Here is a 14512-nt window from a genome sequence, read left to right as displayed (position 1 = left end):
TTTAAACAACCGAAAATGGATTTCTGGTCTATCCTTGTCCCATCTCTCATACATATTTAATAGTAATTTGAGGGGGGACAAGTATGAAATCCAGAATAATGATTGCAATCATGATTTTTCTTCTATTGCCTATAGCAGGATATGCGGAAGAAACCTCATCTATTGATAGATTGGATCAATTATCAGATGAAGCACTGCAAATGGTCAAGCTTCATCGATATGAGGATGCCAAAAAGCTTCTAGATTATTTTTCAGATCAATTTCGTGCAACATCAGGACAAGTTAGCATATTGACTTCTGATGAGATGCGAATCCTTACTGTTTCTCATGATGAAGCGGTACAAGCTACCGCTAATGCCACCATTAATCATAATGAGAAAATCAATCGTGTAACAAAGTTTAGACTCGTTATGGATGCCATTTCCTCTCAAAATCAGCCTTTATGGACAGAAATGGAAGCCCCGATTATGACTGTATTTGGAGAAATGAAAGAGGCAGTCTACAACGGAGATAAAGAACATTTTCAATCGAAATTTAATACTTTTTTGTCTTTATATGATGTTATTTATCCAAGTATGAAAATTAATGTAACTGGGGAACGTATTCAAAGATTAGATACTCGTATTGATTATATCGATCGTTACCGTCCTCAAGTGTTGGCTGATGAAGGGACACAGCAGGAACTTGAGGCGCTCGAAGCTGATTTACAGCTTTTATTTGATGAAATGTCTGATGATGAAGCAGATCCATCTCTCTGGTGGGTGATTATTTCAACAGGCAGCATTATTATTCTTACATTGTCTTATGTTGGCTGGAGAAAGTATAAGGGGGACCAGCAAAAGGAAAAGAACCGTTCAAGAGGGCAAAAATAGTGACTTCATATTTCAGCAAGTGTACAATATAAAAAAACAACTAGAATTAGCGGAAATGGGAGGTTAATTATGGGTGGATACCTTATTTACTTCGCTATCATCATTTTAGTGCCCCTTTGGGCACAATTTAGAGTAAAGGGCTCTTATGCAAAGTATTCAAAAGTCTCATCTTCATCCCATATGAGGGGGGAAGAAGTAGCGAGAAAGATACTAGATGCAAATGGTTTATTCCATGTTGGAATAGAAGAGACAAGAGGACATTTAACAGATCATTATGATCCTCGTTCAAAGACTATCCGTCTTTCTTCAGCAAATTATCATGGACATTCTGTTGCAGCTGCAGCAATAGCAGCACATGAAGTTGGTCATGCGATACAGGATCAGCAGGATTATGCGTTTTTAAGATTCCGCCATGCGCTTGTCCCGGTTGCAAATCTCGGGTCTAACTTTTCCTGGATATTAATTATGATTGGATTTCTTGCAGGCTACAGCGGCTTTGTTTTATTAGGGATTATCTTTATGGCAGCTGCTGTTGTTTTTCAGCTTATTACCTTACCGGTCGAATTTAATGCATCCAATCGAGCGATGGATCAGGTGGTTTCACTTGGCGTCATTCGAAATGATGAAGAAAGAGAGACCAAAAAGGTTCTAAACGCGGCAGCTCTCACTTATGTAGCTGCAGCAGCAGTAGCAGTGATGGAACTGCTTCGTTTAATTCTAATTTATACTGGTATGCAAAGAAATGATTAAAACCAGCCACTTGGCTGGTTTTCTTTTGTCTTATCCTTGTCGAGGCTGAACAGTTTCAATGGATTAATGTTCGAGTGGTTTTTTGTTTTCATCTAATGTGAACCCTTCTCCAAGGACGTCATGAACAACGCTAACGGAGACAAATGCATGTGGGTCAACGGATGTAATGACATTCTTCAACCGGACAATTTCATTTTTCCCTACAACACAATATAGGACTTCTCGTTCTTTTTTTGTAAAAGAGCCGTGCCCCTTTAAAACAGTTACTCCTCTTTCCATTTCATTCATAATTTTAGCGGCAATTTCTTCATTGAGATCTGAAATGATCATTGCCCCTCTAGCAGAATAGGCTCCTTCCTGCATGAAATCAATCACTCTTGCACCGACAAAAACGCAAACAAGCGTATACATGGCTTCTTGATAGGACAGGTAGAAAATTAAAGAGAGAGTAATAACAACTGCATCAAACATAAACATTGTTTTCCCCATGCTCACCCCAGCATATTTATTTACTAAACGGGCGATAATATCAACCCCGCCAGTTGTACCGCCAAAGCGGAAGATAATACCAAGTCCAACACCAATAAAAACCCCGGCAAATAAAGCGGCTAATGTTAAATCCTCGTTCAGCGGCATGTTAATTTGATAGCGCTGGAAAATCCATAAAAAGACTGAAACGCTGACTGTTCCGATTATAGTATACAAAAAGGCGTTCCGCCCTAGCAATTTCCATCCAATAAAGAAAAGTGGGATGTTTAAGAGTAAATTCGTGTAAGAAGGATCCCATTTGAAAAGGAAGTATAGAAGTAATGTAATTCCAGTAAAGCCACCCTCAGCCAAATTATTTTGCATATTAAAATGTACAATCCCAAATGAAAAAATGATTGATCCAAGAAGGATAAAGATAATATTTTTAAGTTTAAGTCCAATTTTCATATAAACCCTCCACTACCAAAATTTCACTTAGATAATTGTGCATGTAATGGAATAGGAAAGTCAAGTTTGTTCATTAAAGGAATCAAGCGAGGGCAAAAATGTTTGTAAAAGAACCGTTGATTAGCTAACATGAAAGAAGGCAAATGAATCAATTTTCAAAGCATTAAAATGGAGAGTGGAATAATTGAAAGAAAAAACAATGAAAGAGCTTCAAACAGAAGTTGATGAATACATTGGTCAATTTAAAGAGGGTTATTTCAGCCCGCTTGCGATGCTAGCAAGAATGACTGAGGAGCTTGGTGAGCTTGCTCGGGAAATCAATCACCAATACGGTGAGAAGCCAAAGAAATCGTCTGAGAAAGATAAAGCAATTGAAGAAGAAATGGGTGATATGCTGTTTGTTCTCATTTGCCTTGCAAATTCTTTAAATATTGATCTGGAGAAAGCACATGATCTAGTAATGAACAAATTCAACACCCGGGATAAGGACCGATGGACGAGAATCAAAGAGTAGAGGAGTAATATAATGAGGGATATTAAGATTGTCATTGCTGGTCCCCGTGGACGTATGGGGAGAGAGGCGGTCAGACTTGTACAACAAACAGATAATTTTCATTTAGTTGCTGTTGTTGATCATAAAAATGATGGTGGATCTTTAAGTGATTTTGACGGGTTTTCAGGGCTGGATATTCCTGTTTATTCGAATATAGAAGAATGCTTTCAAAAGGTGGAAGCTGATGTTCTTATTGTTTTAACCACTCCTGAATTTGGGATGCTGCATACAAAGACAGCACTATCATACGGAGTGAGACCTGTGGTGGGAACAACTGGGTTTACAAAAGAGAACGTAAATGAGCTTGAAGCCATTTGCAAGGAAAAGGGTCTTGGCTGTATTATCGCGCCTAATTTTGCGATTGGAGCCGTTCTTATGATGAAATTTGCCCAATTAGCAGGTAAGTATTTTAACGATGTGGAAATCATTGAATTACATCATGATGAAAAGCTAGATGCTCCTTCTGGAACAGCAGTGAAAACTGCAGAAATGATCGCAGAAGTAAGAGAGGCTAAGCAGCAAGGACACCTAAATGAAAAGGAAACGATAGCTGGTGCAAGAGGTGCCGATTTTGATGGTATGCGTATTCATTCTGTCCGTTTGCCTGGATTAATTGCCCATCAGCAAGTAATGTTTGGAGCGACCGGACAGACGCTAACCATTCGTCATGACTCATATAACCGTGCTTCATTCATGTCTGGTGTAAAGCTGGCTGTAGATACAGTGATGAAAATAGATACGCTCATATACGGGCTAGAAAACATTATTGAATGATGGAGGGCAAAACGATGAATATAGCTTTAATTGCTCATGATAAGAAGAAAGACCATCTCGTCAGCTTTACGACTGCTTATAAAGATATATTGTCTAAGCATCATCTTTTTGCTACTGGAACGACAGGTTTAAGAATAATTAATGAAGCAGGCCTGGATGTTCATCGCTTTCAATCTGGTCCGTATGGAGGCGACCAAGAAATCGGCGCATTGGTTGCGAATAATAAAATGGATATTGTCATTTTTTTTCGTGACCCTTTAACATCACAGCCACATGAGCCTGATATTAGTGCGTTAATTCGGTTATGTGATGTATATTCTGTGCCGCTTGCGACAAATCTTGGAACAGCAGAGATATTAATCAAAGGGCTTGAACGAGGAGATTTAGCTTGGAGAACGATTGTGAATGGAAGAAGTGGTGAAACAAATGGAGCAGATCAAGCTTGATATACTTGCATTTGGCGCACATGCAGATGATGTTGAAATAGGCATGGGTGGTTCCATTGCAAAATATGCAGAGAATGGAAAGAAAATAGGGATATGTGATTTAACAAAAGCGGAGCTGTCATCAAACGGAACGGTTGAAATTAGGCAAATGGAAGCAAAAGAAGCGGCAGAAATCCTAGGAGTTGTTACAAGGGAAACACTTGATTTACCTGATAGGGGACTTTTTCATAATCAGGAATACATAAAAAAAGCTGTTCGTGTAATTCGTAAATATCAGCCGGCTATTGTGTTTGCTCCATATTATAAGGATCGCCACCCAGATCATGGCGGCTGTGCCCGCTTGGTTAAGGAGGCTGTATTTTCTGCAGGCATAAAGAATTATGATCCAGAGGATGGGATTCCTCCCCATAAGGTGAAAAATCTATTTTTTTATATGATCAATGGATTTCTTGAACCTGATTTTGTTGTCGATGTATCTTCCTATATGGATAAAAAGATAGCTAGCTTACAAGCGTATAAAAGCCAATTTACAAAAACAGCTCAATCCTTTAATACGCCATTAGTAAACGGTTATGTTGACATGATTGAAGCAAGGGAAAGACTTTTTGGCAGCCAAGTGGGTATTACATATGCGGAAGGTTTTAAACAAAATAAACCGCTAATTATGAATGATGATTTATTTGGAGAAGAGTTATGAAAGAGAAAAAATTAAAAATCGGCATTACCTGTTACCCAACTGTTGGGGGATCAGGTGCAATCGCAACAGAGTTAGGAAAAATGCTTGCGGAAAGAGGACATGAAATTCATTTCATTTCTTCAAGTGTTCCTTTTCGTTTAAATAAAATGAATCCGAATATTTATTATCATCAAGTTGAGGTAAATCAATATTCTGTTTTTCAGTACCCGCCATATGATATCGCCTTGGCAAGTAAGATGGCGGAAGTAATTAATCGTGAGAAACTGGATCTCCTACATGTGCACTATGCCATTCCTCATGCAGTTTGTGCCATCTTAGCGAAACAAATGTGTGATAGAGATATCAAAATTGTAACAACCCTCCACGGAACAGATATAACAGTCCTAGGCTATGATTCAACTTTAACGGATGCGATCCGATTCGGAATCGAAAAATCAGATGCTGTAACGGCGGTATCAAATGCTTTAATCGCTCAAACATATGATGTCGTCAAACCGAATAAAGAAATCGAGGTTGTTTACAATTTTATTGATGAACGTGTGTATCGATTAACTAATTCTTCGTATTTAAAAAAAGAGTTTGGGATTAATGAAGGGGAAAAGGTAGTCATTCATGTTTCGAATTTTCGAGCAGTAAAAAGGGTTCAAGATGTAGTGAAAGCATTTTCGAGAATGGCAGAAGATATTCCTGCCAAGCTTCTTCTAGTCGGTGATGGTCCAGAAATGACGGTCATTTGTAAGCTTGTTAGCCAATTAGGGATTGCCGATCAAGTTATCTTCCTAGGGAAGCAAGATAATCTAGAGGAATTATATTCTATCAGTGACCTTATGCTTTTACTATCTGAAAAAGAAAGCTTTGGATTAGTGGCGTTAGAAGCCATGGCTTGTGGTGTTCCGTGTATAGGGACGAATGTTGGCGGAATTCCAGAAGTAATTAAGGATGGAAAGAACGGCTATTTATGTGAATTAGGGGATATAGAAGCAATCGCCATAAAAGGTGTTTCATTGCTTACTGATGAAAATCTTCATCAAAAATTTTCTACGGAAGCGGTAAATTCTGCTTATATTCATTTTCGTTCAGGACTTATTGTAGCTCAATATGAAGAAATTTATTATGATCTTTTAAAGAATAGGGAGGACATATGAACGAGCCATTTTTATCTGCTGTTCCCTTACTAACAAAAATTGAAGATGAGGGATTCGAAGCTTATTTTGTTGGAGGCTCTGTCAGAGATTTATTACTCGGAAGGGATATAGCAGACATTGATATTGCGACATCGGCAACTCCTCAAGAGATTCAAGCTATTTTTCCGAAAACGATTGATGTCGGTGTAGAACATGGAACAATTGTTGTTCTATTTAGTGGGAAGACGTATGAGGTAACAACCTTTCGTACAGAAGCAGAATATGAAGATTGCCGTAGACCATCCGAGGTACAATTCATTCGATCACTGGAAGAAGACTTGAAGAGAAGAGATTTTACGATGAATGCCATTGCGATGGATAAGAGAGGGCAGTTCATTGATCCCTTTCATGGCAAACGAGCAATAGAGAATAGGGTGATTCAAACGGTTGGGAAGGCTGAAGAGCGTTTTAGCGAGGACGCATTAAGAATGATGCGTGCTGTACGGTTTTTCAGTCAGCTTAATTTTCAAATTGAAACCACAACAAGAGCTGCGCTTATTCAATATGCTCATTTGCTCAAACACATTTCAACGGAAAGAAAACTCATTGAGTTTGAAAAATTATTAGTCGGAAAAAATCGTAAGCATGCATTAGAAATGCTGCATGAAACTAGATTATATATGTATTTGCCTGGAATGGCTCCTTATTCAGAAGGATTAACTCGAATGTGCAAATACGATACTACGAGTTTGACAATTGAAGAAATGTGGGCATTTCTTATTTATCAGTTGAGAATAAATAATGATGAAATCAATTCCTTTTTGAAAACATGGAAGCTGCCTGTAAAGAAAATCAAAAAAATTATTCACTTAGTAAAATGGCTAATGATAAGATTGAAAATAGATTGGACGGATGAAGCCCTTTATAAGGCCGGAATGAATACAATTTTTTCAACAGAAAGAATATATAACTTATTACATAATCAGGAAATAGACAGCCGAATTGATCGCTTATTGGAACAATATGAAACACTGCCAATTAAACAACGAAGCGAGCTTAATGTGACAGGAAATGATTTACTGGATTGGTTTCAGAAGAAGCAAGGTCCTTGGATAAGGGAAAAAATAGAAATGGTTGAAAAGGCTGTGATTCATCGCAAAGTTAGTAATCACAATCAATCCATAAGGGAGTGGCTAATCGAGTGCAATCAGAACTAAGAAAAAAGCTGCTTGATGCATTTTCCAATAATCAGGAAGAGTTTTTATCGGGACAAGCGCTAGCCGATTTAGTAGGATGCTCAAGGACGGCAGTCTGGAAGCATATTGAAGAGCTGCGAAAAGAAGGCTTTGAACTGGAAGCTGTAAGAAGAAAAGGCTATAAGATTATTAAGACTCCTGAGAGGGTAACTGCTGATGAAATAAGACTTGGGTTAAAAACGGAATTCATGGGCAGACATATTCATTCGGAGGATGTTGTTGATTCCACTCAAAAAGTAGCCCATCGCCTTGTTTTTGAGGGGGCGTCAGAGGGAACAATTATTATTGCTGAAGAGCAGCTATCAGGGAGAGGACGAATGGATCGAAAGTGGCATTCGCCTAAATATACGGGTATTTGGATGAGTGTCATTTTACGTCCGAATCTTCCGCCTGCAAAGGCGCCACAGTTAACTTTAATTACTGCTGTTGCAGTTGTCCAAGCGATTGAGGAAATGACTGGTATGACACCAGAAATCAAGTGGCCAAATGATATATTACTAAATGGGAAGAAAGTAACCGGTATTTTAACGGAAATGCAGGCAGATGCAGATCGTATCCAATCGATAATTATCGGAATTGGAATCAATGTGAATCAGCAGTTGGAAGACTATCCTGAGGAATTAAGACCGATAGCAACTTCCCTAGCGATCGAATATGGGAAGAAGCTGGAACGGGCTGAACTAATTAAAGTTCTGCTCGTAAAATTAGAAAAGCTGTATTCCTTATATTTAGATCAAGGTTTCTATCCAATTAAGCTTCTTTGGGAAAGCTACGCCATCAGCATCGGGAAGAATATTACAGCAAGAACGATAACGGGAAGCATATCTGGACAAGCATTAGGAATAACGGATGATGGAGTTCTAATGATCGAGGATTCTCACGGGATCGTTCATCATGTCTATTCCGCTGATATTGAATTGGAAAAATAATATTTTTGTAGTCAGGTTATTCCTTGATTTGATATACTTTATTTGAAAAACGAAAGTGTTTTTCTCGGGCAGTATCCTCTTGTTGAACTGCACCAATTTGATATCAAATAAATTAAAGATTTCTGCCTAGATCCATAATGGACCGGGACAGAGGGATGAATTGCAAATCTGAGCTAAATTTCTATCCTTCTGTGTATTCAGAAGGGTTTTTATTTTGCAAAAAATAGCTCTAGCTTTATATCACCCTCTTCCTTAAAAAAAGGAGGACAAGAAATGAAGCAAACGACCGATTTCATGAAAATGAAAGAAAATGGTGAAAAGATTGTCATGTTAACGGCCTATGATTATCCAGAAGCGAAACTAGCTGAGAAATCTGGAGTCGACATGATATTAGTCGGGGATTCATTAGGAATGGTTGTCTTAGGGTATGAATCAACCATTCCGGTAACAATGGATGATATGGTTCACCATGCGAAGGCAGTGAAGCGCGGAGCAAAGGATACATTTATTGTTGTCGATCTTCCGTTTATGAGTTATCACTTATCCATGAGAGACACGCTTTTAAATGGAGCAAGACTGATTCAAGAAACAGGTGCACATGCGGTCAAGATCGAAGGGGCAGATGAGGTTATTAACAGCATTCGCGCATTAACAAAAGCAGGCATTCCAGTTGTCGCTCATTTAGGACTGACTCCGCAATCGGTTGGTGTTTTAGGAGGATATAAGGTTCAAGGCAAAAATGCAGAAGCTGCGAAAAAGTTAATTGAGGATGCCAAAAAATGTGAAGAGGCTGGGGCTTTTGCCCTTGTATTAGAATGTGTTCCCAAGCAATTGGCAAAAGAAATTTCCACATCCATTAAGATTCCAACAATTGGAATTGGAGCTGGAGTGGATACTGATGGACAAGTTCTTGTCTACCATGACGTGCTTACTTATGGTGTGGAACGTGTTCCGAAATTTGTTAAGCAATACTCGCAGTTGAACGATCATGTTGAACAAGGGTTAAAATCCTATTGTCAGGAAGTGAAACAAGGTTTATTTCCGAATGATCAGCACAGCTTTACGATGAAGGAAGAAGAATTGCTTAGTTTGTACGGAGGGAAAGCATGAGAGTAATAACAACAATTGAGGAAATGCAGAACACGATATCGCATGCAAAACAAGACGGACAATCAATCGGATATGTTCCAACAATGGGCTTTTTACATGAAGGCCACTTAACCTTGATGGAAAAAGCCCGAGAAGAAAATGACATAGTTGTCATAAGCATTTTTGTCAACCCACTTCAATTTGGTCCAACGGAAGATCTCAGTTCTTATCCAAGGGATTTTGAAAGAGACAAAGAATTAGCGGAAAAGAAAATGGTTGATTACATCTTTTACCCATCGGTGGAAGAGATGTATCCGCACCCATCTTCTATTACGATAAAAGTAAATGAAAGAACAGATGTCTTGTGCGGGAAATCTCGACCTGGTCATTTTGATGGTGTGGCAACTGTGCTGACAAAACTCTTTCATATTGTACAACCTGAAAGGGCTTATTTTGGGACGAAGGATGCACAGCAGGTGGCTGTCGTGGAAGGGCTAGTAAATGATTTTCACTTTCCGATTGAAATTATTCCTGTCGAAACGGTCAGAGAAATGGATGGGCTGGCAAAAAGCTCAAGGAATGTAAACTTGCTTCCAAATGAAAGAGAACAGGCTCCTATACTTTATCAAAGTCTTTTAAGAGCAAAAGAAATGATTCTTGAAGGAGAAAGAAATCCACAAACAGTGATCACTTTCATAACAGAGATGATAGCTGAGAATACGGATGGCAAGATTGATTATATTGAAGCATATTCCTATCCGATGCTGGAAGAAATGACTAAGTTAAATGGGAAGTTTATTATTGCGATGGCAGTAAAGTTTTCGAAAGCACGTTTGATTGATAATATCATTTTAGAAATTAATGAAAAATAGGGGGAAACATCATGTTCCGCACCATGATGAACGGCAAAATTCATCGTGCCGTTGTCACAGAGGCAAATTTAAATTATGTAGGAAGTATTACGATTGATACAGACATTCTTGATGCAGTCGGCATGGTTCCAAATGAGAAAGTGCAAATTGTTAACAATAATAATGGTGCAAGATTTGAAACATATATTATCCCCGGGGAAAGAGGTTCTGGTGTTATTTGTGTAAACGGAGCGGCAGCACGCCTTGTTCAAGAGGGGGATATCGTTATTATTATTTCCTACGCAATGATTGCTGAGGAAAATGTTCCGAATCATGAACCAAAAGTAGCCATCATGGATGAAAACAATCGAATCAAAAATATGATCAACCATGAACCGGAGAAGACGATTTATTAAATGTGATGATCAATAGCTGACTGGATATATCTGGTCAGCTTTTCTTATTCAGGTATGGATACAGGTAAATATAGCTAAAAATATAATTAGAAAGGTATATGTCTTTTTCTTTTTCCATTTTTGTGATACCGTTTGATTGACTGAATGTTAGAGGTGTTTAGTATGGGTAATAAATATGTTGTAATTGATTTAGAAACAACTGGTAACGCTCCAAAGAAGGGCGATAAAATCATACAATTTGCTGCAGTTGTCATTGAAAATGGAAAAATTACTGAAGAATATTCTTCTTTCGTCAATCCCGGAAAAGCGATTCCGCCTTTTATTGAAGAATTAACCGGCTTAAATGACCAGATGGTTGAGAATGCCCCTGATTTTTCAGAAATTGCCCCTAAAGTATTAACCCTATTAGAGGGAGCATATTTTGTTGCCCATAACGTACTTTTTGACCTTTCATTTTTACAAGAGGAATTAATTGAAACAGGGTATAACGGATTTTATGGCCCAATATTGGATACAGTGGAAATGTCGAGAGTACTTATGCCAACGGCAGATAGCTTTCAATTATCTGAACTTGCGATAAGAGAAGGGTTAAACCATGAACGTCCACATCAAGCTGATAGTGATGCATACGTTACAGCAGAGCTTCTTTTGCGTCTTTTAGAAAGACTTGAGCAACTGCCATTAAATACGGTAAAACAGCTTCATAAGCTTTCTAGCGGCTTAAAAAGTGATTTAGACCTTCTTATTGACAATATTATTGTAAAAAAAGAATCGTCGATCGAAACTATTCCAGATATTCTTGAAATTCATCATGGAATTGCGCTTAAAAAAGGAATGGATCAAACAGAAAATAGCAAAATGCAGCAAATTAACTATCCCGTGGGCAATGAGGAGAAAGAGGAGCTATTTCGAAAAGCTTTTTCCGCTTTTGAAACCCGCTTAGGTCAATTCGACATGATGGATTCTGTTTATGATGCTTTTAATCAAGAGAGGCATGCGATGATCGAAGCAGGTACTGGTGTTGGAAAATCCCTTGCCTATTTGATTCCTTCTGCTATTTATGCGAAAGAAAATAACCGAACGATCATAATTAGTACATATACGACTCAGCTGCAGGAACAATTGCTGTCTAATGATATTCCAAGGCTTGCAAAAATGCTTTCTTTTCCAATTAAAGCGGTGTTGTTAAAAGGCAGAAGCCATTATATAAGCCTTGCCAAATTTGAACAAACATTAAAGGACCAAGACGATAATTATGATACGATTCTTACGAAAATGCAGATTCTTGTTTGGTTGACAGAAACGATTTATGGAGATATCGATGAGTTGAATTTATCTAGTGGGGGGATGCTCTACTGGAATAAAATAAAAAATGACGAAACCGTCTTCTTGAAAAATAAATCTTGGCTGTCTAGGGATTTTTATATGCGTGCAAGAAAAGAAGCCTTGCAATCAGATATAATTATTACAAATCACTCCTTACTTTTAACCGATCTTGTAACAGATCATAAAATATTGCCTGAATATACCCATGTGGTTATTGATGAAGGACATCATTTTATGAAAGTATCGGGAAAGCATTTCGGTTTTACATTTGATTATTTATCTACCCGATTGCTTCTTAGTCAAATTGGTCTCATCGAGCAAAAGCAACTGCTGCATAAGCTAGAGCAAATTTTGGAAAAGGAATGGATAAACAAGCATGAACTCCTTCATTCTTTTGAAGTGAACCAAATGATGGCTGAGCTAAGTCTAGAAGCAGATGAACTATTTAAAGTGATCAGCTATTATGCTAAAAAGAGAAAGAAGGCGAGTAAAGGATATAACAGAATTAGCTGTCGATTGACTGTTGATGATGCAAATATGGAATGGAGAGCGGTTGAAATTTCTGCTGAGCGATTTATTTTCTTCGTTAAAGATTTCGTTGAAATGGTTCATGCAAGACTTGATTTCATCAAAACAGTTCAGGAATCGTTATCCGCTAGGGAAAAGTCCTCAATGGAAGAATTAACGTCACTTGTTGAAGAATTAAAGGACCTCTCTTTCGTTGTCAAAAATATCTTTTTACACCCTTCTGAGCAATTTGTATCATGGATTGAAATGGACGAGCGTGCCATGCAAAATGCAACAACAGTGTACGCACAGCCAGTTACTGTTGAGAATTATTTAAAAGAGCAATTCTTTGAAAAAAAGAAGTGTGCAATCATAACTTCTGCAACTTTATCAGTGAAAAATTCGTTTAATTATATGTTAACAGAGCTTGGATTAACGGCATCAGATTGTTCAGTACAGCAAATTCAATCACCATTTAACTATAAGGAACAAGTAAAGCTTATTATTCCTGATGATCTACCTGAGGTAAATGCCGTTCCGCTGGAAGAATACGTTGCATCGATTACGGAACATATTATTTCCATTGCAGAAGTAACAAAAGGGCGAATGCTTATTTTATTTACCTCTCATGAAATGCTTAGAAAAACGTATGAACTCATAAAGGAATCAGGATTTCTAAATGACTATGCAATTATTGCCCAAGGAATTTCAAGTGGAAGCAGGTCAAGATTAACGAGGAATTTTCAAAAGTTTGATAAAGCAATCCTATTAGGAACGAGCAGCTTCTGGGAAGGTGTAGATATACCTGGCGAGGATTTAACTTGTTTAATTATTGTTCGCTTGCCTTTCTCACCTCCGGATGAACCGTTAACAGATGCGAAGTGCGACCAAATTAAACAAAGCGGCGGTAACCCTTTCTCTGATTATTCATTGCCAGAAGCGATTATCCGTTTTAAACAAGGCTTCGGCAGATTAATTCGAACGAAAAATGACCGAGGGCTCATTTTTATTTTTGACCGCAGGCTAGTGACTACCAAATATGGGAAAGCATTTTTACAATCGATACCGGAAGTACCAGTTGAAAAAAGTGGGATAAATGAAATTATTCCATTGATTAAAGAGTGGATTTAAAAAAATGCTGCGCTAATTCTAGCGCAGCCAAAAGACGTAAGTGGATTAGAAGAAATTTAAAGTTGATATTTAATGCAAATCATTTAGCTGTTATACTAATTTAAAGGTTTGAACAGTTACGTACATATAGTTTATCCGTATGAATCAAACATATAAGTTACAAATTTTGTTGCCTATGAGGAGGATTTCCAGTATGGAAAGTAAAATTGAAGTCATTTCGACAGTTAAAATTCAGTTAAGCCCAGATCTTTATAAGGTGGTTGATGTGTTAAATCGTACATTAAAAGAAAAGGATTTAATGTTTGGGTTAGCACTTGACAAAGAAGATCAAAATAAAGCTGTATTTTCAATTTATCGTACATAAGAAGAGTGACATTCGTGAAAAAAATAATTATTATAAGTATATTCATAATTCTCATTGTTTTGGTTTCTGGAACAATTATTTATCAAAAAGCATTAAAGCCTGTGAAAACAGCTGAGGAAAAAGCCGTTCAAACAGCGATGGAGGAAACGGAACTTACGAAGGCAGAAGATTTTTATTTATACAACGGACAAGAAACTTATTATGTTGTAAAAGGTAAAAATGCTAAAGGTACAAACATTTATGTATGGATTCCTGAAAAAGAAGGAAGAATCATTGTTCGGAAGCAGTCAGACGGTGTTTCTGAAAAAGAAGCGGTAAGTAAACTTCGTGAGGAAAAAAATCCGAAAGAAATAGTTTCTGTACGCTTAGGGATAGAAAAAAATATTCCCTTATGGGAAATTTACTACCGTTCCGAAGGTGATTTAATCAATTATTATTATGTTAACTTTGAAACAGGTGAATGGCTGAAAAAAATTGAAAACTTATAGATG

Annotated in this window: 16 protein-coding genes; 15 read left to right on the top strand and 1 reads right to left on the bottom strand. The window is 37.6% G+C overall.

Annotated elements, in window-relative coordinates; all coding sequences use genetic code 11:
• Nucleotides 1-83: 83 nt before the first annotated feature.
• Both ypjB and AN957_RS17825 read left to right on the top strand, forming a co-directional pair.
• Complete coding sequence (gene ypjB / locus AN957_RS17830; protein ID WP_053476788.1) at nt 84-872, top strand: sporulation protein YpjB; 789 nt, start codon at nt 84-86, stop codon at nt 870-872.
• A gap of 69 nt (nt 873-941) precedes the next feature.
• The gene (locus tag AN957_RS17825) at nt 942-1622 is read left to right on the top strand and encodes a zinc metallopeptidase (protein WP_053476787.1); all 681 of its coding nucleotides are present in this window, start codon (nt 942-944) and stop codon (nt 1620-1622) included.
• A 63-nt stretch (nt 1623-1685) separates the two neighbouring features.
• On the opposite strand, the gene AN957_RS17820 is transcribed toward AN957_RS17825, so the two are convergent.
• Complete coding sequence (locus AN957_RS17820) at nt 1686-2558, bottom strand: YitT family protein (RefSeq protein WP_053476786.1); 873 nt, start codon at nt 2556-2558, stop codon at nt 1686-1688.
• Nucleotides 2559-2742: 184 nt separating this feature from the next.
• Here AN957_RS17820 and AN957_RS17815 point away from each other — a divergent pair, with 184 nt between their 5' ends.
• The 13 genes from AN957_RS17815 (at nt 2743) to AN957_RS17760 (ending at nt 14509) form a co-directional block, all read left to right on the top strand.
• Nucleotides 2743-3072, top strand: coding sequence for a nucleotide pyrophosphohydrolase (locus AN957_RS17815; protein ID WP_053476785.1), 330 nt, complete (start codon nt 2743-2745; stop codon nt 3070-3072).
• Between the two features lie 12 nt (nt 3073-3084).
• Nucleotides 3085-3885, top strand: coding sequence for a 4-hydroxy-tetrahydrodipicolinate reductase (gene dapB, locus AN957_RS17810; protein ID WP_053476784.1), 801 nt, complete (start codon nt 3085-3087; stop codon nt 3883-3885).
• A gap of 14 nt (nt 3886-3899) precedes the next feature.
• Nucleotides 3900-4331, top strand: a complete 432-nt coding sequence (mgsA, locus tag AN957_RS17805; protein WP_053476783.1) for a methylglyoxal synthase — start codon at nt 3900-3902, stop codon at nt 4329-4331.
• Nucleotides 4312-5028: a bacillithiol biosynthesis deacetylase BshB1 gene (gene bshB1, locus AN957_RS17800; protein WP_056687224.1), complete on the top strand. Its 717-nt coding sequence runs from the start codon at nt 4312-4314 to the stop codon at nt 5026-5028. The genes mgsA and bshB1 overlap by 20 nt, the downstream gene beginning before the upstream one ends.
• Complete coding sequence (gene bshA / locus AN957_RS17795; protein ID WP_053476782.1) at nt 5025-6173, top strand: N-acetyl-alpha-D-glucosaminyl L-malate synthase BshA; 1149 nt, start codon at nt 5025-5027, stop codon at nt 6171-6173. The genes bshB1 and bshA overlap by 4 nt, the downstream gene beginning before the upstream one ends.
• Nucleotides 6170-7369 carry a CCA tRNA nucleotidyltransferase gene (locus AN957_RS17790; protein ID WP_056685414.1) on the top strand — a complete coding sequence of 400 codons (1200 nt, stop codon included), beginning with the start codon at nt 6170-6172 and terminating at the stop codon, nt 7367-7369. The genes bshA and AN957_RS17790 overlap by 4 nt, the downstream gene beginning before the upstream one ends.
• Nucleotides 7354-8337, top strand: coding sequence for a biotin--[acetyl-CoA-carboxylase] ligase (locus AN957_RS17785; protein ID WP_082446637.1), 984 nt, complete (start codon nt 7354-7356; stop codon nt 8335-8337). Before AN957_RS17790 ends, AN957_RS17785 begins: the two co-directional genes overlap by 16 nt.
• Before the next feature lie 273 nt (nt 8338-8610).
• Nucleotides 8611-9447: a 3-methyl-2-oxobutanoate hydroxymethyltransferase gene (gene panB / locus AN957_RS17780; protein ID WP_056685411.1), complete on the top strand. Its 837-nt coding sequence runs from the start codon at nt 8611-8613 to the stop codon at nt 9445-9447.
• The gene (gene panC / locus AN957_RS17775; protein ID WP_053476778.1) at nt 9444-10298 is read left to right on the top strand and encodes a pantoate--beta-alanine ligase; all 855 of its coding nucleotides are present in this window, start codon (nt 9444-9446) and stop codon (nt 10296-10298) included. The genes panB and panC overlap by 4 nt, the downstream gene beginning before the upstream one ends.
• An 11-nt stretch (nt 10299-10309) precedes the next feature.
• On the top strand, nt 10310-10693 hold the full coding sequence (panD, locus tag AN957_RS17770) for an aspartate 1-decarboxylase (protein WP_053476777.1): 384 nt from the start codon (nt 10310-10312) through the stop codon (nt 10691-10693).
• Between the two features lie 162 nt (nt 10694-10855).
• Complete coding sequence (gene dinG, locus AN957_RS17765) at nt 10856-13657, top strand: ATP-dependent DNA helicase DinG (RefSeq protein ID WP_056685409.1); 2802 nt, start codon at nt 10856-10858, stop codon at nt 13655-13657.
• 193 nt (nt 13658-13850) lie between these two features.
• Complete coding sequence (locus tag AN957_RS27010) at nt 13851-14021, top strand: YpmA family protein (RefSeq protein ID WP_075209175.1); 171 nt, start codon at nt 13851-13853, stop codon at nt 14019-14021.
• Nucleotides 14022-14035: 14 nt separating this feature from the next.
• The gene (locus AN957_RS17760) at nt 14036-14509 is read left to right on the top strand and encodes a cell wall elongation regulator TseB-like domain-containing protein (protein ID WP_053476775.1); all 474 of its coding nucleotides are present in this window, start codon (nt 14036-14038) and stop codon (nt 14507-14509) included.
• Nucleotides 14510-14512: the final 3 nt, after the last annotated feature.

Source organism: Cytobacillus solani (genome assembly GCF_001420595.1).
GTDB lineage: Bacteria > Bacillota > Bacilli > Bacillales > Cytobacillaceae > Cytobacillus > Cytobacillus solani.
The sequence above is the reverse complement of the archived record's forward strand: the minus strand, read 5'-3'. Positions and strand labels throughout refer to the sequence as shown.